This is a genomic window from Pseudomonas sp. JC1203, from assembly GCF_056175065.1.
In genome coordinates this window covers 90,744-113,280 of sequence record NZ_JBWCAM010000017.1, presented here as the reverse complement: position 1 = coordinate 113,280, position 22,537 = coordinate 90,744, and the positions used below count along the sequence as shown (strand labels likewise).

The window sequence follows — 22,537 nt, the reverse complement described above, 5'->3', positions numbered from 1 at the left end:
GCTCCCACAGTTTTAGTTTGCAGGGATTCATGGTTAACTCCCTGTCTTTATTCCATATCGCAGAAGGATTCCGTTCATGGCTCAAGTGACGCTCAAAGGCAACCCTGTCCAGGTCAAGGGCGAACTGCCGAAAGTCGGCGCCAAGGCGCCTGCGTTCTCGCTGGTTGCCGGCAACCTGGCTGACGTGACCCTGGCAACGTTTGCCGGCAAGCGCAAAGTGCTGAACATCTTCCCAAGCGTTGACACCCCTACCTGCGCTACCTCGGTACGCAAGTTCAACGCCCAGGCCAACGAACTGGCCAACACCGTGGTGCTGTGCATCTCCGCCGACCTGCCATTCGCCCAGGCCCGCTTCTGCGGTGCCGAAGGCCTGGAAAACGTGCAGAACCTGTCGACCCTGCGTGGCGCCGAGTTCAAGGAAGCCTACGGCGTTGCCCTGGCCGACGGCCCGCTGGCCGGCCTGACTGCCCGCGCCGTGGTCGTGCTGGACGAGAATGACAACGTGCTGCACACCGAGCTGGTCGGCGAAATCGCCGAAGAGCCGAACTACGATGCTGCCCTGGCGGTGTTGAAGTAACACCTTTATAGGTGTAAGCCTCCTGTGGGAGCTGGCTTGCCAGCGAGTTTTTTTAGGCCCCCTAAAAGCTCGCTGGCAAGCCAGCTCCCACAAGGTTGCAGTTACATGCAGTAATAAAGAAACGGCCTGGCATGCTCCAGGCCGTTTTCTTTTGTGGACGAAACGCGGCATAAACCCGTCCTACGTAAATAGCGGGTAAAGGCACTTTGCAATATTCGTAACAATGATTATCGTTCCAGCCTCCCGACACATCCACTTTCAAAAATGGTCGATCATTCCATGCAACCCGCCGGTTCCCGCACCTTTCCCCGTTGGCTGTTCGGCCTGCTGATCCTGATCCTGCTGATTGCCGCGGGCCTGTACTGGCGTGCGCAGCATTCGCCGGCCCAGCAGCATGAGGCCGGCCCGCCCGAGAAAGGCCGGCCCCACGGCGGGCGCCCGGGCGGCAACCCCATGCGCCCAGGCTTCGGCCCGGCCAGCGGGCCTACGCCGGTGCGGGTGGCGCCGGCTACGGTGGGCGACTTCCCGGTCTATTTGAAAGCCCTGGGCACGGTGACCGCCACCAATACCATCAGCGTGCGCAGCCGCGTAGCGGGGGAACTGGTGAAAGTGGCGTTCCAGGAAGGGCAGATGGTCAAGGCCGGCGACCTGCTGGCGGTGATCGACCCGCGTCCGTATGAAATTGCCCTGCAGCAGGCCCAGGGCACGCTGGCCCAGGACCAGTCGCAATTGAAGAACGCGCAGCGCGATCTGCAGCGTTACAAGGAGCTGTTCGCCCAGGACAGCATCGCCAAGCAGACCCTGGATACCGCCGAGGCGCTGGTGGGCCAGTACCAGGGCACGCTGCTCACCGACCAGGCCAACGTCAACAACGCCAAGCTGAACCTGGAGTTCACCCAGATTCGCGCGCCCATCAGCGGCCGCGTAGGCCTGCGCCAGCTGGACGTGGGCAACCTGGTGGCGGCCAACGACACCACTGCCCTGGCGGTGATCACCCAGGTGCAGCCCATCAGCGTGATCTTCACCCTGCCCGAGACCACCCTCGACCCGGTGCTGGCGCGCGTGCGCAGCGGCGCCACCTTGCCGGTCGAAGCCTGGGACCGTGGCGACCGTACTCAGCAGGCGGCAGGTGTGCTGCACAGCATCGACAACCAGATCGACACCACCACCGGCACCCTGAAGTTCAAGGCCTACTTCGATAACAAGGACCTGGCGCTGTTCCCCAACCAGTTCGTCAACGTCCACCTGCTGTCCGACACCCTCAGGAACGTGGTGCTGGCGCCCTCGGCCGCCGTGCAGTTCGGCACCAACGGCACCTTCGCCTATGCGATGGACGGCAATGACAAGGTGCGCATTCGCCAGCTGAAAATCGGCGCCTCCGACGGCAACGTCACCGTGATCGAAGAGGGCCTGGCCAAGGGCGACCGCGTAGTGCTGGAAGGCACCGACCGCCTGCGCGAGGGCAGCAGCGTGGAAGTGGTCAACGACCCGGGCCAGGTGCCCACCAGCCCCGGCGAGCACCTCAAGGGTGAAGACGCCGCCGGCAAGCAGGCCGGCAACGGCCACCGGAGCAAGGCGGGCGTATGAATCTGTCGCGGCTGTTCATCCTGCGTCCGGTAGCCACTACCCTGAGCATGCTGGCCATTATCCTGGCCGGCTTGATTGCCTACCGCCTGCTGCCGGTGTCGGCATTGCCCCAGGTCGATTACCCGACCATCCGGGTCATGACCCTGTATCCCGGCGCCAGCCCGCAAGTGATGACCAGCGCCGTGACCGCGCCGCTGGAGCGCCAGTTCGGGCAGATGCCCGGGCTCACCCAGATGGCGTCCACCAGCTCTGGCGGCGCCTCGGTACTGACCCTGCGCTTCAGCCTCGACATCAACATGGACGTGGCCGAGCAACAGGTGCAGGCGGCCATCAACGCCGCCACCAACCTGCTGCCCACCGACTTGCCGGCGCCGCCGGTGTACAACAAGGTCAACCCGGCCGACACCCCGGTGCTGACCCTGGCCATCAGCTCGAAAACCATGCTGCTGCCCAAGCTCAATGACCTGGTCGACACGCGCATGGCGCAGAAAATCGCCCAGATCACCGGCGTCGGCATGGTTTCCATTGCCGGCGGCCAGCGCCAGGCCGTGCGCATCAAGGTCAACCCCGAAGCGCTGGCTGCGGCGGGGCTTAACCTGGCCGACGTGCGCACGCTGATCGCCGCGTCCAACGTCAACCAGCCCAAGGGCAACTTCGACGGCCCCACGCGCGTGTCGATGCTCGACGCCAACGACCAGATGGTCTCGCCCGAGGAATATGCCAACCTTATTCTCAGCTACCGCAACGGTGCGCCGCTGCGCCTGAAGGACGTGTCGACCATCGTCGACGGCGCCGAGAACGAGCGCCTGGCTGCCTGGGCCAACAAGAACCAGGCCGTGCTGTTGAACATCCAGCGCCAGCCGGGCGCCAACGTCATCGAGGTGGTGGACCGCATCAAGGCAGTGCTGCCTTCGATTACCGACAACCTGCCGGCGGGCCTGGACGTGGCGGTGCTCACCGACCGCACCCAGACCATCCGCGCCTCGGTGGCGGACGTGCAGCACGAGCTGCTGTTCTCGGTAGCGCTGGTGGTGCTGGTGACCTTCCTGTTCCTGCGCCGTTTCAGCGCCACCATCATTCCCTCGGTGGCCGTGCCGCTGTCGCTGATCGGCACGTTCGGCATCATGTACCTGGCCGGTTTCTCCATCAACAACCTGACGCTGATGGCCATGACCATCGCCACCGGTTTCGTGGTGGACGACGCCATCGTCATGCTGGAGAACATCTCGCGGCACATCGAGGAGGGCGAGACGCCGCTGCAGGCGGCGCTCAAGGGCGCCCGGCAGATCGGTTTCACCCTGCTGTCGCTGACCTTCTCGCTGATCGCGGTGTTGATCCCGCTGCTGTTCATGGCCGACGTGGTAGGGCGGCTGTTCCGCGAATTCGCCATTACCCTGGCGGTGGCCATCCTGATTTCGCTGGTGGTGTCGCTGACCCTGACGCCGATGATGTGCGCGCGCCTGCTCAAGCGCGAGCCCAAGCCCGAGGAGCAGACGCGCTTCTACCGCGCCAGCGGCGCCTGGATCGACTGGCTGATCGAAGCCTATGGCCGCAAGCTGCAGTGGGTGCTGCGCCACCAACCGCTGACCCTGCTGGTGGCCGTGGCTACCCTTGGCCTCACCGTGGTTCTTTACATGGTGGTGCCCAAGGGCTTCTTCCCGGTGCAGGACACCGGGGTGATCCAGGGCATTACCGAGGCGCCGCAGTCCATTTCCTTCAGCGCCATGAGCCAGCGCCAGCAGGACCTGGCGGCCATCGTGCTGCAGGACCCGGACGTCGAGAGCCTGTCTTCCTATATTGGCGTGGATGGCGACAACGCCACGCTCAACAGCGGGCGCATGCTGATCAACCTCAAGCCCCTGGGCCAGCGCACGCTCACCGCCAGCCAGGTGATCGCCAACATCCAGCCTGAAGCCGACAAGCTGGTGGGCATGCGCCTGTTCATGCAACCGGTGCAGGACCTGACCATCGAAGACCGGGTCAGCCGCACCCAGTACCAGTTCAGCCTGTCGTCCCCCGACGCCGACCTGCTCAGCCAGTGGAGCGGCAAGCTGGTGGACGCCCTGCGCCAGCAGCCGCAGCTCACCGACGTGGCCAGCGACCTGCAGGACAAGGGCCTGCAGGTGTACCTGGTGATCGACCGCGACCAGGCCAAGCGCCTGGGCGTGAACGTTTCCGACATCACCAACGCGCTGTACGACGCCTTCGGCCAACGGCAGATCTCCACCATCTACACCCAGGCCAGCCAGTACCGCGTGGTGTTGCAGGCCGCCAACGCCTCGGTCATCGGCCCGCAGGCGCTGGAGCAGATCTACGTCAAGAGCACGCCCAGCGACAGCGCCATCAACCAGACGGTGTCCAGCACCCTGACCGGCGCCAGCTCGTCGCTGCCGGTGACCAACAGCACCCAGGTGCGCCTGTCGAGCCTGGCGCACATCGAGCAGCGCCAGGCGCAGCTGGCCATCTCGCACATCGGCCAGTTCCCGGCGGTGATGGTCTCGTTCAACCTGGCGCCGGGCGTGGCCCTGGGCCAGGCGGTAGAGCTGATCGAGCAGGTGCAGCACGACATCGGCATGCCGATTGGCGTACAGACCCAGTTCCAGGGCGCCGCGCAGGCGTTCCAGGCATCGCTGTCGAGCACGTTGCTGCTGATTCTGGCGGCGGTGGTGACCATGTACATCGTGCTGGGTATTCTCTACGAGAGCTACATCCACCCCATCACCATCCTCTCCACGCTGCCATCGGCGGCGGTGGGCGCCTTGCTGGCGCTGCTGCTGAGCGGCAATGACCTGGGCATGATCGCCATCATCGGCATCATCCTGCTGATCGGCATCGTCAAGAAGAACGCGATCATGATGATCGACTTCGCCCTGGACGCCGAGCGCAACCAGGGCCTGGACCCGCAGACAGCCATCTACCAGGCGGCGCTGCTGCGCTTCCGGCCTATCCTGATGACCACCATGGCCGCGCTGTTCGGCGCCGTGCCGCTGATGCTGGCCGGTGGTTCGGGCGCCGAGCTGCGCCAGCCGCTGGGCCTGGTCATGGTGGGCGGCCTGTTGGTGAGCCAGGTGCTGACGCTGTTCACCACACCGGTGATCTACCTGTACTTCGACCGCCTGGCGCGCCGCTGGCGCAAGGCCCCGGCCGCTGAACCGCAGGCGTCGGCATGAACCTGTCCGGCCCGTTCATTCGCCGCTCGGTGGCGACCATGCTGCTCAGCGTCGCGGTGATGCTGCTGGGCGGCGTCAGCTTCGGTTTGCTGCCGGTGTCGCCGCTGCCGCAGATGGATTTCCCGGTGATCGTGGTGTCGGCCAACCTCGCCGGCGCCAGCCCCGAGGTCATGGCGTCGACGGTGGCCACGCCGCTTGAGCGCGCTTTCGGCAGTATCTCGGGCGTCAGCAACATGAACAGCCGCTCCAGCCAGGGCTCCACGCGGGTGATCCTGCAGTTCGACCAGGACCGCGACATCAATGGCGCGGCGCGCGAGGTGCAGGCGGCCATCAACGCTTCGCGGCCGTTGCTGCCCAGCGGCATGCGCAGCATGCCCACCTACAAGAAGGTCAACCCGGCGCAGGCGCCGATCATGGTGCTGTCGCTGACCTCCGACGTGCTGCAGAAGGGCCAGCTCTACGACCTGGCGTCCACCATCCTGTCGCAAAGCCTGTCCCAGGTGGACGGGGTAGGGGAGGTGCAGATCGGTGGCAGTTCGCTGCCGGCAGTGCGCGTCGAGGTGGAGCCCAACCTGCTGAACCAGTACGGCGTGTCGCTGGACGAGGTGCGTACCACCATCGCCAACGCCAACGTGCGCCGGCCCAAGGGGTTCGTCGAAAGCGGCGAGCACAACTGGCAGGTGCAGGCCAACGACCAGCTGGAAAAGGCCAAGGACTACGGGCCGCTGATCATCCGCTACCAGAACGGTTCGGCCCTGCGCCTGAGCGACGTGGCCAAGCTGACCGACGGGGTGGAGGACCGCTACAATGCCGGCTTCTTCAATGATGACTCGGCGGTGCTGTTGGTGATCAACCGCCAGGCCGGCGCCAACATCATCAAGACCGTGGCGCAGATCAAGGCGCAGCTGCCGGCGCTGGAAGCCGTGCTGCCGGCAAGCGTGCGGCTGAACATCGCCATGGACCGCTCGCCGGTGATCACCGCCACCCTGCACGAGGCCGAGAGCACCCTGCTGATCGCCGTGGCGCTGGTGGTGCTGGTGGTATACCTGTTCCTGGCCGACTGGCGCGCTTCGCTGATCCCCACGCTGGCGGTGCCGGTGTCGCTGGTGGGCACCTTCGCCATCATGTACCTGTGGGGTTTTTCGCTGAACAACCTGTCGCTGATGGCGTTGATCCTGGCCACGGGGCTGGTGGTGGACGACGCCATCGTGGTGCTGGAGAACATCTCCCGCCACATCGACGCTGGCATGGCGCCGATGAAGGCTGCCTACAAGGGCGCCCAGGAAGTGGGCTTCACGCTGCTGGCCATGAACGCCTCGCTGGTGGCCGTGTTCATGTCGATCCTGTTCATGGGCGGCATCATCGAGAAGCTGTTCCGCGAATTCTCCATTACCCTGTCGGCGGCCATCGTGGTGTCGCTGCTGGTGTCGCTGACCCTGACCCCGATGCTTTGCGCGCGTTGGCTCAAGCCCCACGTGGCGGGCCGCGAAAGCCGCCTGCAGTACTGGAGCAACCGGGTGCACGACGCCCTGGTGCGCGGTTACGACCGCACTCTGGGCTGGGCCCTGGCGCACCGACGGCTGACGTTGATCAGCCTGGTGATCACCATCGGCGTCAACATCGCCCTGTACGTTGTGGTGCCCAAGACCTTCATGCCCCAGCAGGACACCGGCCAGTTGATGGGCTTCGTGCGCGGCGACGACGGCCTGTCGTTCACCGTCATGCAGCCGAAGATGGAAGCCTTCCGTCGCGCCATCATCGCCGATCCGGCGGTGCTCAGCGTCGCCGGTTTCATCGGCGGCAACAACGGCACCAACAACGCCACCATCCTGGTGCGCCTCAAGCCCATCAAGGAACGCGACGTCAACGCCCAGCAGGTCATCGAGCGCCTGCGCAAGAACCTGCCCAAGGTGCCCGGCGCGCGGCTGATGCTGATGGCCGACCAGGACCTGCAGTTCGGCGGCGCCCGTGACCAGACCACCAACCAGTACCAGTACATTATCCAGAGCGGCGACCTGGCCGCGCTGCGCACCTGGTACCCGAAAATTACCGAAGCCTTCAAGAAACTGCCCGAGCTGACCTCCATCGACGCCCGCGAAGGCCGTGGCGCTCCCCAGGTGACGCTGGTGGTGGACCGCGACCAGGCCAAGCGCCTGGGCATCGACATGAGCACGGTGACGGCGGTGCTCAACAACGCCTACAGCCAGCGGCAGATCTCCACCATCTACGACAGCCTCAACCAGTACGAAGTGGTGATGGAAATCAACCCCAAGTACGCCCAGGACCCGGTCACACTGGACCAGGTGCAGGTGATCAACTCGGCCGGTGCGCGCGTGCCGCTGTCCAGCATTGCCCACTACGAGAACAGCCTGGCCGACGATAGCGTCAGCCACGAAGGCCAGTTCGCCTCGGAAAGCATCTCCTTCGACCTCGCCGAGGGCGTGCCGCTGGACCGCGCCACCGCGGCCATCGAACGCGCCATCGCCTCCCTGGGGCTGCCCGAGGACATCATCGTCAAGGTGGCCGGTACCGGTGATGCCTTCGCCGCCGCGCAGAAGAGCCAGCCGTGGATGATCCTGGGGTCGCTGGTGCTGGTGTACCTGGTGCTGGGCATCCTCTACGAGAGCTACGTGCACCCGCTGACCATTCTGTCCACGCTGCCGTCGGCAGGGGTGGGCGCGTTGCTGAGCATCTACGTCACTGGCGGCGAGTTCAGCCTGATCTCGCTGCTCGGGCTGTTCCTGCTGATCGGCGTGGTCAAGAAGAACGCTATTTTGATGATTGACCTGGCGCTGCAGCTGGAACGCGAGCAGGGCATGGGGCCGTTCGATTCGATTCGCCAGGCCTGCCTGCAACGCCTGCGGCCGATCCTGATGACCACGCTTGCGGCCATCCTCGGCGCGCTGCCGCTGTTGATCGGCGGCACCGAAGGCGCGGAAATGCGCCAGCCGCTGGGCCTGGCCATTATCGGCGGGCTTATCTTCAGCCAGATCCTGACCCTGTACACCACCCCGGTGGTCTACCTCTACCTCGACCGCCTGCGCCACCGGGTCAACCGCTGGCGCGGCGTGTGTACCGATGCATCCCTGGAAACCCCGCTATGAACAAGCCGACCGTGCTGCTGCGCCCCTTGACCTGCCAGATGGCCACCGCCCGTGGCTCGCGCCTGCTCAACCTGGGCCTGAGCGCGCTGATGCTCACTGGCCTGCTGCTGGGCGGCTGCGCCGTGGGGCCTGACTATCAGCGCCCTGGCGTGGCCGCGCCGGCCCAGTTCAAGGAAGCCCAGGGCTGGCGCCAGGCGCAGCCCAGCGATGCCCTGGCGCGCGGTGCCTGGTGGGAACTGTACGGGGACACCCAATTGAATGGCCTGGTGGAACGCCTGAACCACTCCAACCAGACCGTGGCCCAGTACGAGGCCCAATACCGCCAGGCCCAGGCCTTGGTGAAAAGTTCGCGCGGCGCGTTCTTCCCCACCGTCGACCTCAGTGCCAGCAAGACCCGTTCGGCCCAGGGCGCCGGCAGCAGCAGTTCCAGCCTGAGCAGCGCCAGCAGCGGCATCCGCAATACCTACAGCACCCAGGCCAGCGTCAGCTGGGAGGCCGATGTGTGGGGCAAGCTGCGCCGCGGTCTGGAAGCCGACAAGGGCAGCGCCCAGGCCAGCCTCGCCGACCTTGCCGCCATGCGCCTGAGCCTGCAATCGGAGCTGGTGCAGAACTACCTGCAACTGCGGGTCATCGACCAGCAGAAGCGCCTGCTGCAGGCCACGGTGGAAACCTACCAGCGCTCGCTCACCATGACCCAGAACCAGTACAGGGTCGGGGTCTCGGGCGCCGACGCCGTGGCCCAGGCGCAGACGCAGCTGCGCACCACCCAGGCCGACCTGGTGGACCTGGCGTGGCAGCGCGCACAGTTCGAGAACGCTATCGCGGTGCTGATGGGCGTGCCCCCGGCCGACTTCAACCTGGCCGAAAGCCAGGCCATCCCGGCGTTGCCGCAAATTCCCGTGCAGGTGCCATCGCAGTGGCTGGAACGGCGCCCCGACATCGCCGCCGCCGAGCGCTCGGTTATGGCCGCCAACGCCAACATCGGCGTGGCCAAGAGCGCCTACTACCCGGACCTGAGCCTGAGCCTGTCGGGCGGCTACAGCAGCAGCACGTTCGCCAACTGGCTGACCCTGCCCAACCGCTTCTGGTCGGTAGGCCCGCAACTGGCCGGCACCTTGTTCGACGGCGGCCAGCGCTCGGCGGAGGTGGACCGCACCGAGGCAGTCTACGACCAGACCGTGGCCCAGTACCGGCAGACCGTGCTGAACGGCTTCCAGGAGGTGGAAAACTACATGGTCCAGCTCAAGGTCTATGAAGACGAGGCCCAGGTGCGCCAGCAGGCGCTGGAGTCGGCGCGCGAATCCCTGCGCCTCACCACCAACCAGTACAAGGCCGGGCTTATCGCTTACCTGGACGTGGTCACCGTGCAGGCCACCGCTCTGAGCAACGAGCGCAGCGTGCTCAATGTGCTGCAGAGCCGGCTGGTGGCCAGCGTGCAACTGATCGCCGCCCTGGGCGGGGGCTGGGACGGGCAGATGGATTTGAGCCGTGCGCCTTGATGCCGTCCGTCTGAAAGGTTAAGGTCTGCGGCGGCCCTGTACAACGCTGTACAGGCGCCAGACCCTTGTAGAAGCTGGATTGGGTAGTGGCCACGCGATATCGCGTCAAGGCCCCGTAATCAGGCGCTCTTCGCAAGCAAACAAACGTTTAATTGCGTACAATCCCGCGCAGATTTTCCGCAGGGAACGCGTCGGATTTGCAGGTTTAGAGAGTCGCATGCTGATTGGTAGTTATTCCCCCTCCCTGGTTGTCATCTCACTGTGCGTGGCCATGCTGGCCTCTTATACGGCGCTGGATCTGGTCGGCCGCATCGCCACTGCCAAGGGGCGGGCGGTGTACTTCTGGATGGCCGGTGGCTCGCTGTCCATGGGCGTCGGCGTATGGTCGATGCACTTCATCGGCATGCTCGCCTTCAGCCTGCCCATCGCCCTGGGGTACGACCTCAAGCTCACCGCGCTGTCGCTGCTGATTGCCGTGCTGTCCTCGGGCTTTGCCATGTGGCTGGTGAGCCAGCCGCGCCTGCCGTTCAGGCAATTGGCCTTCGGCGCGCTGATCATGGGCAGCGGCATCGCCACCATGCACTACACCGGCATGGCCGCCATGCGCATGACCCCGGGCATTCAGTACGACCCCGTGCTGTTCATCGACTCCATCATCATTGCCATCGGCGCCTCGGCGGCGGCCCTGTACATAGCCTTCCGCCTGCGCCACGCCGCGCCCCACGTGGTGCTGGCGCGCGGCGTGGCCTCGGTGGTGATGGGCATTGCCATCGTCGGCATGCACTACACCGGCATGGCCGCGGCCATGTTCCCCGAGGGCAGCGTCTGCGGTGCAGCGGGCGGCCTGACCGGCAAGGGCCTGGACTACATGGTGCTGATCACCAGCCTGGCGGTGTTGGGCATCACCCTGCTGACCTCGGTGCTGGATGCGCGCATGGAGGCGCGCACCGCGGACCTGGCCAACTCGCTGCGCCTTGCCAACCGCGAGCTGACGCAACTGGCCCTGCACGACAACCTCACCGGGTTGCCCAACCGCGTGCTGCTGGCCGATCGGATCGAGCAGGCCATCCAGCGGGTGGACGAAAGCGGCGGCTGCTTTGCGCTGATGTTCATCGACCTGGACGGCTTCAAACCGGTAAACGACGCCTTTGGCCACTTCACCGGCGACGAACTGCTGCGCGCCGTGGCCCTGCGCCTGCGCGGCAATCTACATGGCCAGGAAACCCTGGCGCGCATCGGCGGCGACGAGTTCGTGCTGCTGGTGGCGCTTGGCGAGCCCAACGACGCCCCCACCGTGGCGGCGCGCCAGGTAGGCCTGATCGCCCAGCCGTTCCGTGTGGCCGAGCAGAACCTGCAGATCTCCGCCAGCATCGGCATCGCCATGTACCCCGGCAACGGCAGTGACCAGCACACCCTGCTGATGAGCGCCGACGCCGCCATGTACCACGCCAAGAGCGCCGGCAAGAACGGCTACAGCTTCTTCGACGGCTCGATGAACACCAACGCCCGCAAGCAGCTGCAACTGTTGCAGGACCTGCGCGTGGCGGTGGAGCGCGGCCAGATGCGCCTGCATTACCAGCCCAAGTTCGAGGCCAGTACCGGCCAGCCGGTGGGCGCCGAGGCGCTGCTGCGCTGGGAGCACCCGGAAATGGGCCTGCTGGCGCCCGACCGGTTCATTGACCTGGCGGAAAAGACCGGGCTGATCATCAGCATCGGCGACTGGGTGCTGGACGAGGCTTGCCGGCAAATGCGCGAATGGGCGTTGCAGGGCTACGGCCATTGGCGCATCGCGGTGAACCTGTCGGCGCTGCAGTTCTGCCACGTGGGCCTTGTGGCCAGCGTCGCGGCAGCGCTGGAACGGCACCAGCTGGCGGCCAACAACCTGACCCTGGAAATTACCGAGACCACCGCCATGAACGACGCCGACGCCAGCATGAGTGTGCTGCGCCAGCTGTCGGACATGGGCGTGGACCTGTCGATCGATGACTTCGGCACCGGCTATTCAAGCCTTATGTACCTCAAGCGCTTGCCGGCCAACGAGCTGAAGATAGACCGCGGCTTTGTCCGCGACCTGGAGCAGGACAGCGATGACGCCGCCATCGTCTCGGCCATCGTCGCCCTGGGGCAGGCCCTGGGCTTGCGCATCGTCGCCGAAGGGGTGGAAACCGATAACCAGCAAGACTTCCTGACCCGCCTGGGTTGTGACTCGTTGCAGGGTTTTCTGCTCGGTCACCCCTTGCCTGCGGAGCGTTTCATGGCGGATATTCACGCGGCCGAAAACGTGCAGCGCGCGTCGGGCACCTGAATTTCGTACAATAGCCAGCGTTCAACCCTGCAATCCCCATGAGGAGTGTACCGAGGTCCATGGATAAAGTTATCGTCATCACCGGCGGCAGCCGTGGCATCGGTGCCGCCACTGCGCGCCTGGCCGCCCGCCAGGGGTATAGCGTGTGCATCAACTACCTGTCCGATGAACAGGCGGCCCAGGCTACCCTTGCCGAGGTCCGCGAACTGGGCGCCCAGGCCATTGCCGTGCGCGCCGACGTCAGCGTCGAGGACGAGGTGGAGCACTTGTTCAGCCGTGTCGATGCCGAGCTGGGCAGGGTGACCGTGCTGGTGAACAACGCCGCGACCGTGGGGCACACTTCACGGGTGGACGAAATGTCCGAATTCCGCCTGTTGAAGCTGCTCAAGAACAACGTTGCCGGCCCCATCCTGTGCGCGAAGCACGCCATCCTGCGCATGTCCACGCGCCATGGCGGCCACGGCGGCAGCATCGTCAACGTCTCCTCGGTGGCCGCGCGCCTGGGTTCGCCCGGCGAGTACGTCGACTACGCAGCTTCCAAGGGCGCGCTCGACACCTTCACCGTGGGCCTGGCCAAGGAATTGGCTGGCGAAAGCGTGCGGGTCAATGCGGTGCGGCCTGGCTACATCTATACCGAGTTTCATGCCCTGAGCGGTGACCCGGACCGGGTGAGCAAGCTGGAGCCGGGGATACCGATGGGGCGGGGTGGGCAACCGCATGAAGTCGCCGAGGCGATTTTGTGGTTGGCGTCCGAGCAGGCGAGTTATACCACTGGTAGTTTCCTTGACCTGGGCGGCGGCCGTTAAGGTGCCGTTGTAGCCGCTGCCGCCAGGCTGCGCTGGCCGGTGCTGCCACCACAACACTCAAGCGAGGCAGCTGTTGCTTCCGTGCGGCCTTTGATCTTGATTGTGGGCCCCATAAAGCGCCAGGGCCGACTGGAGTAATGGATATGTTCGCGGATTCTGTATCCCGCTTCGGCGATTTCGAACATATCCATTTTCGCGGTGCGACCACCGACCGTTTCGGCCTTACGCCGACTCACTTTTTTTCAGACGCCAAAAAAAGTAAGCAAAAAACGCTTGCCCCTGCTTGGGCCCTACGCTGCGCTACGGGTCCCCTCCTTCCGGCATCGCTCAACGGGCAGACGGCACCCGCTATAGAAGCCTGCGGGTTATCGTCTCTTCGGCCTGCGGCCTCGGCCCTTCGGGCAGCCCGTTGATCGACGCCTCCAGTCGGCCCGGGCGCTTTACGGGGCATACAATCAAGATCACAAGCCAGATCAACAGCAGATCAACAGCCAGATCAACAGCTGGATCAAAAGCTGTTGGGTATGAAAAAGCCCCGGGTTCTCATCGAGCCCAGGGCTTTTTCTTGGAGCTTGAAGCTTAGAGCTTGAAGCTGCCCCTCACTTCACCGCTTGTGTACGCATCTGCAGGTAATCCTTCTTGTCCATTTCCTTCGCATCACGCTTGCCCAGATCAGCCATCGGAATCCGGTAGGTTTCCTTCGCCGCGTAAGCTGCAAGGGCGGCAACGATGGTGATGCTGAACGCCATCAGGCCAACGGTCATCGGGATGTTGTCCGAGCCTGGCGGGGCGATGGCGGCGAACAGGGCCGGCAGCAGCGCGGTGATCATGGTGCCGACGTTTTGCGAGATAGCCATGGCCGACACGCGGTAGCGGGTCTGGAACAGCTCTGGGTAGAAGCTTGGGAAGATGGCGTTGTAGCCCTGGTAGACCACGCCCCACATCAGCAGCGACATGGCGAAGGCCATGGGCACGCTATGGATGCTGATGGCGTACAGGTAACCGAAGGCCAGCAACCCTGAGCCCAGCGCGCCACCGATGATCATCGGGCGGCGGCCTACCTTGTCGGACCAGTTGCCCACGAACGGAATCACAGCCACGGCGACGATGTTGCCGATTACCGGGATCCACAGGTACACGCTCTTCGAGAAGCCGATGCCGTAGGCGGGTTGCACCGCATAGGCCGCACCGAAGATGGTGGCCACCACCGGGATCACGTTCATCAGCGCCATGCAGGTCACCAGGCACATGTTGCGCCAGTTGTTCTGGAAGGCTTCGACGATGGGCGCTTTCGGCAGTTCGGTGCTGGCTTCTTCCTTGACGAAGGCCGGGGTCTCGTGGACTTCTTTACGGATGATGTAGCCGGCAATCAGCACCACGGCGCTGAGCAGGAACGGAATCCGCCAGCCCCAGCTGTTGAAGGCCTCGTCAGGCATGAAGTAGGCCAGTGGCAGGAAGATCGCCGCGGCGAAGATCTGCCCGGCCTGCACACCTTGCAGGGTGTAGCTGGCGTAATAGCCCCTTCTGCCGAAGGGCGCATGCTCCATGATCATGGAGCTGGCCCCGGAAATTTCCCCGGCCACCGCGAAGCCCTGGATCAGGCGCAGGATAACCAGCAGAATCGGCGCCAGCATGCCCACTTGCCCGTAGGTAGGCAGCAGGCCAACGGCCATGGTGGCGAAGCCCATCAGGAACATGCACAACAGCAGCACGTTCTTGCGGCCGCGGGTGTCACCCCAGTGGCCGAGGAAGGCCGCGCCGATAGGACGGGCGATGTAACCCACGCCATAAGTTGCCAGCGAGGCGACAATAGCGATTTTCGGGTCTTGGGACGGGAAGAAGATTTGCGGGAATATCAGCGCCGCAGCCTGGGCGTAGATGAAGAAGTCATAGTATTCGAGCGCCGAGCCAATCCAGCCGCTGGCGGTCGCTTTTTTGGTCTGTTGTGAGCCTTGGGACTCGGTGGATACTTGATCCATGGGTGTCTCCGTTGTTTTTATTATAGAGCAATATCGTTTTTGGTAACGCTGGCCATCAGCTGGTCAAGACCAAAACTAACTGGATAGTTAACAAATATCAGCCGCCATGATCCGTGTCAATACGGCAACCCGCCGGGCAGTGCGAACCTGTGCGATTGCCGGTCATTATTATGGCACCTGTGAAATAATTTGTGCAGCGAAACGCACCAGTGGTGCGTCTGGCGCAAGGCTTGGCGCCCGGTTGGTCCGATGGCGCTTGCTTCCAGTAGTGGCACCGCGCTATATGTTCGCCCGGCCCTGCCGATAAAGTGGTTCTGCGACTGTCCGTTCTGTTGGAGCACCTTCTTGAACTTCCCTGTTTTGCCCGACGATTCACGCCTGCCGCCGGGCGAACAGACGGCCGCGTCCATAGAAGCAGTATTGGCCCGCGCCCGCGCCTGGCCCAAGGCGTGCGCCTGGGTGTGGTACCGCGATGGCGCGCCCTTGCACCGGGCGGCCCAGGGCGGCGCGTTCTGCCAGTGGCCGGCAAGCCTGGCCGCAGAGGATTTCGACGCGTTCTGCCGGGCCGAAGGCTTGCACCGCTGGCCCACAGGCCAGGGCGAGCATGCCTTGGGCTGGGTGTTGGCGGCGCGCAGCGAGGCGCACAACCCCAAGCTTGCCGAACTGGCCCGGGAGCTGGGCACCCGGGTGCAAAGCGAGGCGCTGGCGCGGGCGCAGATCACCCAACGCGTGCTGTATGAAATCACCTACCTGGCCAGCTCCACCCGCGACCGCGCGGCGTTCCTGGAGGGGGTGCACCGGCAGTTGGCGACGTTGATCGACGCCGAGAACTTCTACCTGGCGCTTTACGACGCCCAGAACGGCAAGGTGTCGTACCCGTATTACATCGATATCATCGACACTGACGCCATCGAGGCCGAGAGCCACGAATACCTCGACCCCGAGTGCCTGTCCCTGACCGGCTATGTGCTCATCAGTGGCCAGCCGCTGATGGTGGACGCCGCCGGCATGCGCCGCGCCGAGCAGGAAGGGCGCTTCGCGCCGCTGGGCCACCGCCCGGAATTCTGGATGGGCGCACCGCTGAAAAACGCCTCGGACGAGGTGTTCGGCATGCTCGCCATGCAGGTGTATGAAGTGTCGCGCATCTACAGCGCCGAGGACCGCGAGCTGTTCCTGGTGGTGGCCCGCCACGTGGCCATGGCCCTGGACCGCATCCTGCACCGCGCCGACCTTGAGGAAACCGTGTCGCGGCGCACCCAGGAGCTGTCCGAGCTCAACGACGCGCTGCGCCAGGAAGTGGTCGAGCGCGAGCGCGCCGAGCACCTGCACAGCGCACTGTTCCAGATCGCCGAGCTGTCCAGCCAGCCGGGGGACATGGCAGAGCTGTTCCAGAGCCTGCACAGCATCGTCGGCGACCTGCTGTTCGCGCGCAATTTCTATATCGCTCTGTTCGAAGTGTTCACCGGCGAGGTGACGTTCCCTTATTACATTGACGAACAGAGCGCCGCCATCCCGCCGCCGCGTCGTGGCCAACGCGGCCTGACCGAATACGTGATCCGCCAGCGGCGGCCGTGCCTGATCGACTACGACGACGCCAGCGCCCTCATGGCCAGTGGCGAGATCACCCACAACCCCGGGCCCATCCGCTCGCAGTCGTGGTTGGGCATCCCGCTGTTCGAAGGCACCCAGGTGCGCGGCGTGCTGGTGGTGCAGAGCTATTCGCCGGTCATCCGCTACAGCCAGCGCGATCAGGAGTTGCTGACCTTCGTTTCGCGCCACATCGACACCGCGCTGTCGCGGCGCAGCGCTGCCGAGGCGGTGCATGCCGCGAACCTGATGCTGGAGGCGCGGGTGCAGAGCCGCACCCGCGAACTGGACCACGCCAACGCCAAACTGCAGCACGAAAACGCCCACGACGCACTGACCGGGCTGCCCAACCGCAGCCAATTGCAGCAGCGCCTGCAACAGGCCTGGGGCGATTTCTGCGAGCAGCAGCAGCCGCTGGTGGTGATGTTCATCGACCTGGACCGCTTCAAGATGGTCAACGACAGCCTCGGCCACCATTTTGGCGACCTGCTGCTGACCCAGGCCGCCACGCGCCTGCGCAACTGCCTGCGCCAAGCCGACCTGCTGGCACGCCTGGGCGGCGACGAGTTCGCCGTGCTGGCGCCCAGCGCCGACCTGGACGTGGCGGTGGACATTGCCGAGCGCATCCTGCTGGCCTTCGACCTGCCGTTCAATATCGACGGGCACGGCGTGTTTTCCTCGTGCAGCATCGGCATCGTCAGCGCCGACGCGCAGTTCCACCATGAGCCGGCGGACCTGCTGCGCGACGCCGACACCGCCATGTACCGGGTGAAAAATGCCGGCCGTGACAGCTTCGCCGTGTTCAACCAGCAGGTGCGCCGCGAGGTCACCGACCAGATGGAACGCGAGGGTGCATTGCGCAACGCGCTCAAGCGCGATGATGAACTGCTGGCGTATTTCCAGCCCATAGTCAGCGTCGAGACCGGCGCGGTGGTGGCCCTGGAAGCCCTGATTCGCTGGCGCCAGACCGATGGCCGCATCACCGCCCCGGGGCATTTCCTGCCGGCGCTGGAAGGCCTGCGCCTGATTGGCCGGCTGGACCTGTACATGCTCAACCGCATCGCCGGCATCCTGGCGCAACCCGAGCATGCGCATTGGCCGCCGGTGCACGTCAACTGTTCAAGCTACAGCATCACCCGCCCCGAATTTGCCAGCGAAGTGTTGGCCCTGCTCCAGCGCCATGGCATCGCCGCCCACCGCCTGTGCCTGGAGCTGACCGAAGGCGGCCTGGTGGCCGAGCCCGAGCGCGCCCGCCAGACCATGCAGCAACTGGCCGAGCACGGCCTGAGCGTGATGCTCGACGACTTCGGCGCCGGCTTCTCCTCGCTCAGCTACGTGCACCAATACCGTTTCAGCGGCCTGAAGATCGACAAATCCTTCATCCTCGAATTGACCGCCAGCGAGCGCAGCCGCGCCATCGTCCGCGCCATCGTGCGCATGGCCGATTCGCTGGGGTTGCCGGTGGTGGCGGAAGGGGTCGAGGACGAGGCCACCTTGCAGTTGCTCAAGGAAATGGGCGCGTCGCAGGCACAGGGGTATTACTTTGCACGGCCGATGGCGATGGAGTTGCTGGAGTTGCCACGATGAGGCAGTTGCGGATGTTAGACTGATCATACCGAGCCGCCCAAAGGAACGTTTGCCATGCGCCCATCCGATGCCCTTCTCAACAAGGAAGCTGCCGTCCGCGAGGTCGTGGGGCGTTTCCGCACCGCCAATCCACGTGTTTTTGGCTCTGTGCTGCAAGGTACCGACCAGGACGGCAGTGACTTGGACCTGCTGGTAGATGCGTTGCCGGGTGCAACCCTGTTCGACCTGGGTGGCCTTCAGGCCGAATTGGAAGACTTGTTGGGGGTGGCGGTCGATGTGCTCACACCGGGTGATCTCCCGATCAAATTCAGGGAGCGAGTAGTCGCTCAGGCACGCCCGGTATGACCGAGCAACGGCTTGATGAATACCTCGGGCCGCCTGAATTCGTCGCCGCACACCCCCAGGTACCTTGGCGCAGTATGAGGACGATGCGCAACCGCATCGCCCACGGATACTTTGACATCAACCTTGAAATCGTCTGGCAGACGGTGAAGTCCGCGCTCCCGGATTTGCTTGACGTGCTGCCAGCGCAGGGCCACCACTGACGCCGCCTGCGGCAGCTGCTACAGGGGCGCGCGGAACCCGCCGGTCGCGTCGTCTGCATCGCGGCCAAGGCCGGCTCCTACCACGCACGCGGTAGGAGCCGACCTTGGTCGCGATGCAGGCATCGCGGTTTCCGTACCAGCAACTGTCTTGTGGGAGCTGGCTTGCCAGCGGTTTTTATGGCCCCAACAGCTCGCTGGCAAGCCAGCTCCCACAGGATGTAGCAGCGGCGGGGCGGCCATCCGCCGCAGGCCGCGTCACGGGCGACGGCAATCATTCCCATTAGACCGCAACCTTCGCGCGCGCGTAGCATCCGTGCGGCCACCGGCTAGGCTGAAAAGGCTTCCCCGTGTCGGCCCCTTCACCCAATCGGAATACGCCTAATGGAAGAGAACCGCCGGCCCATCAGCACCCGCTCTGCGGGTTGGGCCAAGCGCATCACCGAGGTGCTGGTGCGCAGCAATATTTCCCCCAACCAGATCTCCGTGGCCAGCATCGGCTTCGCGCTGCTGGGCGCGGTGGCGCTGCTGGTGGATCACGGGGTGCTCGGCTCGCTGCTGTGCATCGTTGGTATCCAATTGCGCCTGTTGTGCAACCTGTTCGACGGCATGGTGGCGATCGAGGGTGGCAAGAAGTCCGACATCGGCGTGCTGTACAACGAATTCCCCGACCGCATCGCCGACAGCCTGCTGATCGTTGCGCTGGGCTACGCCAGCGGTTACCCCGACCTGGGCTGGTTCGCAGCACTCGCTGCGGCGCTGACCGCCTACGTGCGGGTTTTCGGCGGTTCGCTGGGGCTGGCGCAAAGCTTCATCGGCCCCATGGCCAAGCAGCACCGCATGGCCACCATGACGGCCGGCCTGGCGGTGAACTTGCTTGAGCAGGTTTCCCTGGGCACGCGCTATGCGCTGGCCATCAGCCTGTGCCTGATCGCGGTGGGCGCCGTGGCCACCTGCGTGACGCGCACGCGGGTCATTGCCCGCCAGTTGCAGGAGACGCCCCATGTGGATCAGTAACGCCCTGATTGCTTTCCTGCGCCTGTTGATCGGCGCCAGCGCCCGCTGGGAAAGCCCGCCTGACCTCAGCCGGCAGCGCATCTATTACGCCAACCACACCAGCCATCTCGACACCCTGGCCATCATCGCCGCCTTGCCGCGTGAAGCGCGGGTCAACGTCAAGCCCGTGGCAGCGGCGGATTACTGGGGCAAGAATCGCTTCCTGGCCTACATCTCGCAAAAAGGCCTCAACGCGGTGCTGATCGACCGCCACCCCGAAACCGGCAAGAACGTGCTGGAGCCGATTTTCGAAGTGGTGCAGGCGGGCCACTCGATCATCTTCTTCCCTGAAGGCACGCGTTCGGCGCAGAGCCTGCCGGGTGAATTCAAATCCGGCCTGTACCGCATGGCCGAGCGTTTCCCCGACGTGGAACTGGTGCCGATCTACCTGGAAAACCTGCATCGTTCCATGCCCAAGGGCAAGCACGTGCCACTGCCTATCCTCTGCACCATCCGCATCGGCAACCCGCTGCCGCGCATCGCCGGTGAAGACAAACAGACCTTCCTTGCCCGCGCGCGGGACGCCATCGTGAGGCTTGCGGCATGACCGTTCAGGACAAATTCATGTGGTTCTTCGGGGCCATCGCCGGGTTGCTGGTGCTGGCGTCGCTGATTGGCTGGGTGTTGGCCAAGCGCGCCAGTTCGGATTCGTCGCGCGCCACCATCGATAACCTCAACCAGCGGGTCAATGCCTGGTGGGGCATGGTGGTGGTGTTTTTCGTTTCCTACCAGCTGGGTGGTAACGCCACCGTGGTGCTGTTCAGCTTCATCTCGCTGTTTGCGTTGCGCGAGTTCATCACCCTGACGCCCACCCGGCGGGGCGACCACAACGCCTTGTTCGCTGCGTTTTTCATCCTGATCCCCTTGCAGTACATCCTCATCGGCACCCACTGGTATTCGTTGTTCACGCTGCTGGTGCCGGTGTACGCCTTCCTGCTGCTGCCGGCCATCGCCGTGCTCAGCCAGGACACCGAGGCGTTCATGGAGCGTACGGCGAAGATCCAGTGGGGGGTGATGATCTGCGTGTACTGCATCAGCCATGCGCCGGCGCTGCTGCTGCTCGACCTTGAAGGCTTTCGGGGGCAGAACGCGTTGCTGCTGTTCTACCTGATGTTCGTGGTGCAGATGAGTGACGTGTTGCAGTACGTCTTCGGCAAGCTGTTCGGCAAACGCAAGGTGGCACCGCTGGTCAGCCCGTCGAAAACCGTCGAAGGCCTGGTGGGGGGCGGCCTGGCGGCGACACTGGTGGGTGGCTGCATGTTCTGGATGACGCCGTTCAGCTTCTGGCAATCGCTGCTGATGTCGCTGGTCATCGTGGTGATGGGTTTCATTGGCGGCCTGGTGATGTCGGCAATCAAGCGCAGCCTCAGTGCCAAGGACTGGGGCACCATGATCAAGGGCCATGGCGGCATGCTCGACCGCATGGACTCGGTGTGTTTCGCAGCTCCCATCTTCTTCCACCTCACGCGCTACTTCTTCTCGGCGTAGCAGCTGCCGAAGGCTGCGTCCGGCCGGGGACGCAGCCTTTGGCAGCTGCTACGGTGCTGGCTCAGATAAGCGAGCCGGGCACGCTGGCCTTGACGTGATGGCGGCCGTCCACCGCGCCGGCCACGGTCAAGGCATCGGCCTCGGCCTCGGTGATGGGCACGCGGTGGCCATTCAGCTCGGCGATGGACATGCGCAGCTGGTCGTCGGTGGTAATGCGCACGTCGGTCGCCAGGCCTTCGCAACGCATGTCGGCCTCGACCAGGGTGCAGCGTTGGGTCTGGGCGTTGATTTCCACGGACATGGCTCCTCTCCTTGTTCTGTTGGGCACTCAAGGGTTTGACAACTGCCTTGCAGCGCAGGCCCATCACGCTGATCAACGGTCAGGCCCGGCACTTCCATGACATTCGTGGGGTCAATAGCTCACCTCCCCCCGCAAAGGCTCACCCCATGAACGCCTGGTGGCACGAAGCCTGGAACACCCTGGTCGCCGAATTCGCCGACATCACCGATGCCTCGCAACTGACCCGCGTCGCCGTGCGCCTGCTGATGGCCGGCGTGTTGGGTGGCATTCTTGGTTTCGAGCGCGAACACAAGGGCAAGGCTGCCGGTGTGCGCACGCACATGCTGGTGTCCCTGGGCGCCGCGCTGTTCATCCTGGTGCCGCAAATGGCCGGCGCCGACCCGGCGGCCATCAGCCGGGTGGTGCAGGGGCTGGTCGCCGGTATCGGTTTCCTGGGGGCAGGGACGATTCTCAAGGGCCATGCCGAGGACGCCCATCACGTGAAGGGCCTGACCACTGCCGCGGGGCTATGGATGACGGCGGCCATCGGCGTGGCGGCCGGCATGGGCCGTGAGGCCACGGCGGTGCTGAGCACGGTGCTGGCGCTCGGCGTGCTGGGGCTCATGCCGATGGTGGTGGGGCGGTTCGAAGACAAGGATCCGCCACCCCGCGACCGGTAACGCGGGAAAAAAATCATGACCCAACGGTCACGCTTATTCCCTGCGCATCTATGCTCTCTAGTCGCTATCGCGAATAAATCCGTTCATAGCTGCGCGGGCGGCTCCTGGCTGGGTGGATCGCCCACGGTAGGCGGCACGGTAGGCTTCACCGGCAGTTCATCCGGGTCCACGTTAGGGTCGGGCGGCGGCAGGGTCGGGTCGTCGATATTGGGGTCCGGCGTTTCGGCGGGGATAGGGATATTCATGGGGTTCCTCGCAGTTTTGGGGGCACTCAAGGATCTGGACAGCAG

The 22,537-nt window shown here is 64.7% G+C and carries 17 protein-coding genes; 14 read left to right on the top strand and 3 right to left on the bottom strand.

What is annotated here, in order from left to right; genetic code table 11:
- Positions 1-76: 76 nt before the first annotated feature.
- From tpx to AC0SZ7_RS23450, 7 genes are all read left to right on the top strand, one after another.
- Complete coding sequence (gene tpx / locus AC0SZ7_RS23480; protein ID WP_475506612.1) at positions 77-577, top strand: thiol peroxidase; 501 nt, start codon at positions 77-79, stop codon at positions 575-577.
- Positions 578-841: 264 nt separating this feature from the next.
- On the top strand, positions 842-2,164 hold the full coding sequence (locus tag AC0SZ7_RS23475) for an MdtA/MuxA family multidrug efflux RND transporter periplasmic adaptor subunit (protein WP_475506611.1): 1,323 nt from the start codon (positions 842-844) through the stop codon (positions 2,162-2,164).
- The gene (locus AC0SZ7_RS23470) at positions 2,161-5,334 is read left to right on the top strand and encodes an MdtB/MuxB family multidrug efflux RND transporter permease subunit (RefSeq protein ID WP_475506610.1); all 3,174 of its coding nucleotides are present in this window, start codon (positions 2,161-2,163) and stop codon (positions 5,332-5,334) included. The genes AC0SZ7_RS23475 and AC0SZ7_RS23470 overlap by 4 nt, the downstream gene beginning before the upstream one ends.
- Complete coding sequence (locus AC0SZ7_RS23465; RefSeq protein WP_475506609.1) at positions 5,331-8,438, top strand: efflux RND transporter permease subunit; 3,108 nt, start codon at positions 5,331-5,333, stop codon at positions 8,436-8,438. The genes AC0SZ7_RS23470 and AC0SZ7_RS23465 overlap by 4 nt, the downstream gene beginning before the upstream one ends.
- Entirely contained in the window at positions 8,435-9,937 is a 1,503-nt protein-coding gene (locus AC0SZ7_RS23460) for an efflux transporter outer membrane subunit (RefSeq protein ID WP_475506608.1), read from the top strand. The genes AC0SZ7_RS23465 and AC0SZ7_RS23460 overlap by 4 nt, the downstream gene beginning before the upstream one ends.
- A 217-nt stretch (positions 9,938-10,154) precedes the next feature.
- Positions 10,155-12,242, top strand: a complete 2,088-nt coding sequence (locus AC0SZ7_RS23455) for a putative bifunctional diguanylate cyclase/phosphodiesterase (RefSeq protein WP_475506607.1) — start codon at positions 10,155-10,157, stop codon at positions 12,240-12,242.
- A gap of 59 nt (positions 12,243-12,301) precedes the next feature.
- Complete coding sequence (locus AC0SZ7_RS23450) at positions 12,302-13,048, top strand: SDR family oxidoreductase (protein ID WP_475506606.1); 747 nt, start codon at positions 12,302-12,304, stop codon at positions 13,046-13,048.
- Positions 13,049-13,647: 599 nt separating this feature from the next.
- Here AC0SZ7_RS23450 and AC0SZ7_RS23445 read toward each other — a convergent pair.
- Positions 13,648-15,027: an MFS transporter gene (locus AC0SZ7_RS23445; protein WP_475506605.1), complete on the bottom strand. Its 1,380-nt coding sequence runs from the start codon at positions 15,025-15,027 to the stop codon at positions 13,648-13,650.
- Between the two features lie 345 nt (positions 15,028-15,372).
- On the opposite strand from AC0SZ7_RS23445, the gene AC0SZ7_RS23440 reads away from it, so the two are divergent.
- The 6 genes from AC0SZ7_RS23440 (at position 15,373) to AC0SZ7_RS23415 (ending at position 21,287) form a co-directional block, all read left to right on the top strand.
- Positions 15,373-18,201: a bifunctional diguanylate cyclase/phosphodiesterase gene (locus AC0SZ7_RS23440; protein WP_475506604.1), complete on the top strand. Its 2,829-nt coding sequence runs from the start codon at positions 15,373-15,375 to the stop codon at positions 18,199-18,201.
- Positions 18,202-18,255: 54 nt separating this feature from the next.
- Positions 18,256-18,546 carry a nucleotidyltransferase family protein gene (locus tag AC0SZ7_RS23435; protein WP_475506603.1) on the top strand — a complete coding sequence of 97 codons (291 nt, stop codon included), beginning with the start codon at positions 18,256-18,258 and terminating at the stop codon, positions 18,544-18,546.
- Entirely contained in the window at positions 18,543-18,746 is a 204-nt protein-coding gene (locus AC0SZ7_RS23430; RefSeq protein WP_475506602.1) for a HepT-like ribonuclease domain-containing protein, read from the top strand. Before AC0SZ7_RS23435 ends, AC0SZ7_RS23430 begins: the two co-directional genes overlap by 4 nt.
- Positions 18,747-19,127: 381 nt before the next feature.
- Positions 19,128-19,760 (top strand): CDP-alcohol phosphatidyltransferase family protein, encoded by a 633-nt coding sequence (locus AC0SZ7_RS23425; RefSeq protein ID WP_475506601.1) that lies wholly within the window; start codon positions 19,128-19,130, stop codon positions 19,758-19,760.
- Positions 19,747-20,346, top strand: a complete 600-nt coding sequence (locus AC0SZ7_RS23420; protein ID WP_475506600.1) for a lysophospholipid acyltransferase family protein — start codon at positions 19,747-19,749, stop codon at positions 20,344-20,346. Before AC0SZ7_RS23425 ends, AC0SZ7_RS23420 begins: the two co-directional genes overlap by 14 nt.
- A complete protein-coding gene (locus AC0SZ7_RS23415) occupies positions 20,343-21,287 on the top strand; it encodes a phosphatidate cytidylyltransferase (protein WP_475506599.1) in 945 nt (314 codons plus the stop codon). The genes AC0SZ7_RS23420 and AC0SZ7_RS23415 overlap by 4 nt, the downstream gene beginning before the upstream one ends.
- A gap of 61 nt (positions 21,288-21,348) precedes the next feature.
- Here AC0SZ7_RS23415 and AC0SZ7_RS23410 read toward each other — a convergent pair whose 3' ends face one another.
- On the bottom strand, positions 21,349-21,588 hold the full coding sequence (locus tag AC0SZ7_RS23410) for a DUF3203 family protein (RefSeq protein WP_475506598.1): 240 nt from the start codon (positions 21,586-21,588) through the stop codon (positions 21,349-21,351).
- Positions 21,589-21,734: 146 nt separating this feature from the next.
- Between AC0SZ7_RS23410 and AC0SZ7_RS23405 the strand changes: the two genes are divergently transcribed.
- Positions 21,735-22,247 carry an MgtC/SapB family protein gene (locus tag AC0SZ7_RS23405; RefSeq protein WP_475506597.1) on the top strand — a complete coding sequence of 171 codons (513 nt, stop codon included), beginning with the start codon at positions 21,735-21,737 and terminating at the stop codon, positions 22,245-22,247.
- 83 nt (positions 22,248-22,330) lie between these two features.
- Here the strand turns inward: AC0SZ7_RS23405 and AC0SZ7_RS23400 are convergent, their stop codons facing one another.
- A complete protein-coding gene (locus tag AC0SZ7_RS23400; RefSeq protein ID WP_416425451.1) occupies positions 22,331-22,492 on the bottom strand; it encodes a hypothetical protein in 162 nt (53 codons plus the stop codon).
- Positions 22,493-22,537 lie beyond the last annotated feature (45 nt).

Coding starts and splice junctions, on each gene's coding strand:
- AC0SZ7_RS23415 (WP_475506599.1), top strand. CDS start 20,343: ATGACCGTTCAGGACAAATTCATGTGGTTCTTCGGGGCCATCGCCGGG.
- AC0SZ7_RS23470 (WP_475506610.1), top strand. CDS start 2,161: ATGAATCTGTCGCGGCTGTTCATCCTGCGTCCGGTAGCCACTACCCTG.
- AC0SZ7_RS23450 (WP_475506606.1), top strand. CDS start 12,302: ATGGATAAAGTTATCGTCATCACCGGCGGCAGCCGTGGCATCGGTGCC.
- AC0SZ7_RS23430 (WP_475506602.1), top strand. CDS start 18,543: ATGACCGAGCAACGGCTTGATGAATACCTCGGGCCGCCTGAATTCGTC.
- AC0SZ7_RS23420 (WP_475506600.1), top strand. CDS start 19,747: ATGTGGATCAGTAACGCCCTGATTGCTTTCCTGCGCCTGTTGATCGGC.
- AC0SZ7_RS23475 (WP_475506611.1), top strand. CDS start 842: ATGGTCGATCATTCCATGCAACCCGCCGGTTCCCGCACCTTTCCCCGT.
- AC0SZ7_RS23455 (WP_475506607.1), top strand. CDS start 10,155: ATGCTGATTGGTAGTTATTCCCCCTCCCTGGTTGTCATCTCACTGTGC.
- AC0SZ7_RS23445 (WP_475506605.1), bottom strand. CDS start 15,027: ATGGATCAAGTATCCACCGAGTCCCAAGGCTCACAACAGACCAAAAAA.
- AC0SZ7_RS23405 (WP_475506597.1), top strand. CDS start 21,735: ATGAACGCCTGGTGGCACGAAGCCTGGAACACCCTGGTCGCCGAATTC.
- AC0SZ7_RS23435 (WP_475506603.1), top strand. CDS start 18,256: ATGCGCCCATCCGATGCCCTTCTCAACAAGGAAGCTGCCGTCCGCGAG.
- AC0SZ7_RS23460 (WP_475506608.1), top strand. CDS start 8,435: ATGAACAAGCCGACCGTGCTGCTGCGCCCCTTGACCTGCCAGATGGCC.
- AC0SZ7_RS23465 (WP_475506609.1), top strand. CDS start 5,331: ATGAACCTGTCCGGCCCGTTCATTCGCCGCTCGGTGGCGACCATGCTG.
- AC0SZ7_RS23425 (WP_475506601.1), top strand. CDS start 19,128: ATGGAAGAGAACCGCCGGCCCATCAGCACCCGCTCTGCGGGTTGGGCC.
- tpx (WP_475506612.1), top strand. CDS start 77: ATGGCTCAAGTGACGCTCAAAGGCAACCCTGTCCAGGTCAAGGGCGAA.
- AC0SZ7_RS23400 (WP_416425451.1), bottom strand. CDS start 22,492: ATGAATATCCCTATCCCCGCCGAAACGCCGGACCCCAATATCGACGAC.
- AC0SZ7_RS23410 (WP_475506598.1), bottom strand. CDS start 21,588: ATGTCCGTGGAAATCAACGCCCAGACCCAACGCTGCACCCTGGTCGAG.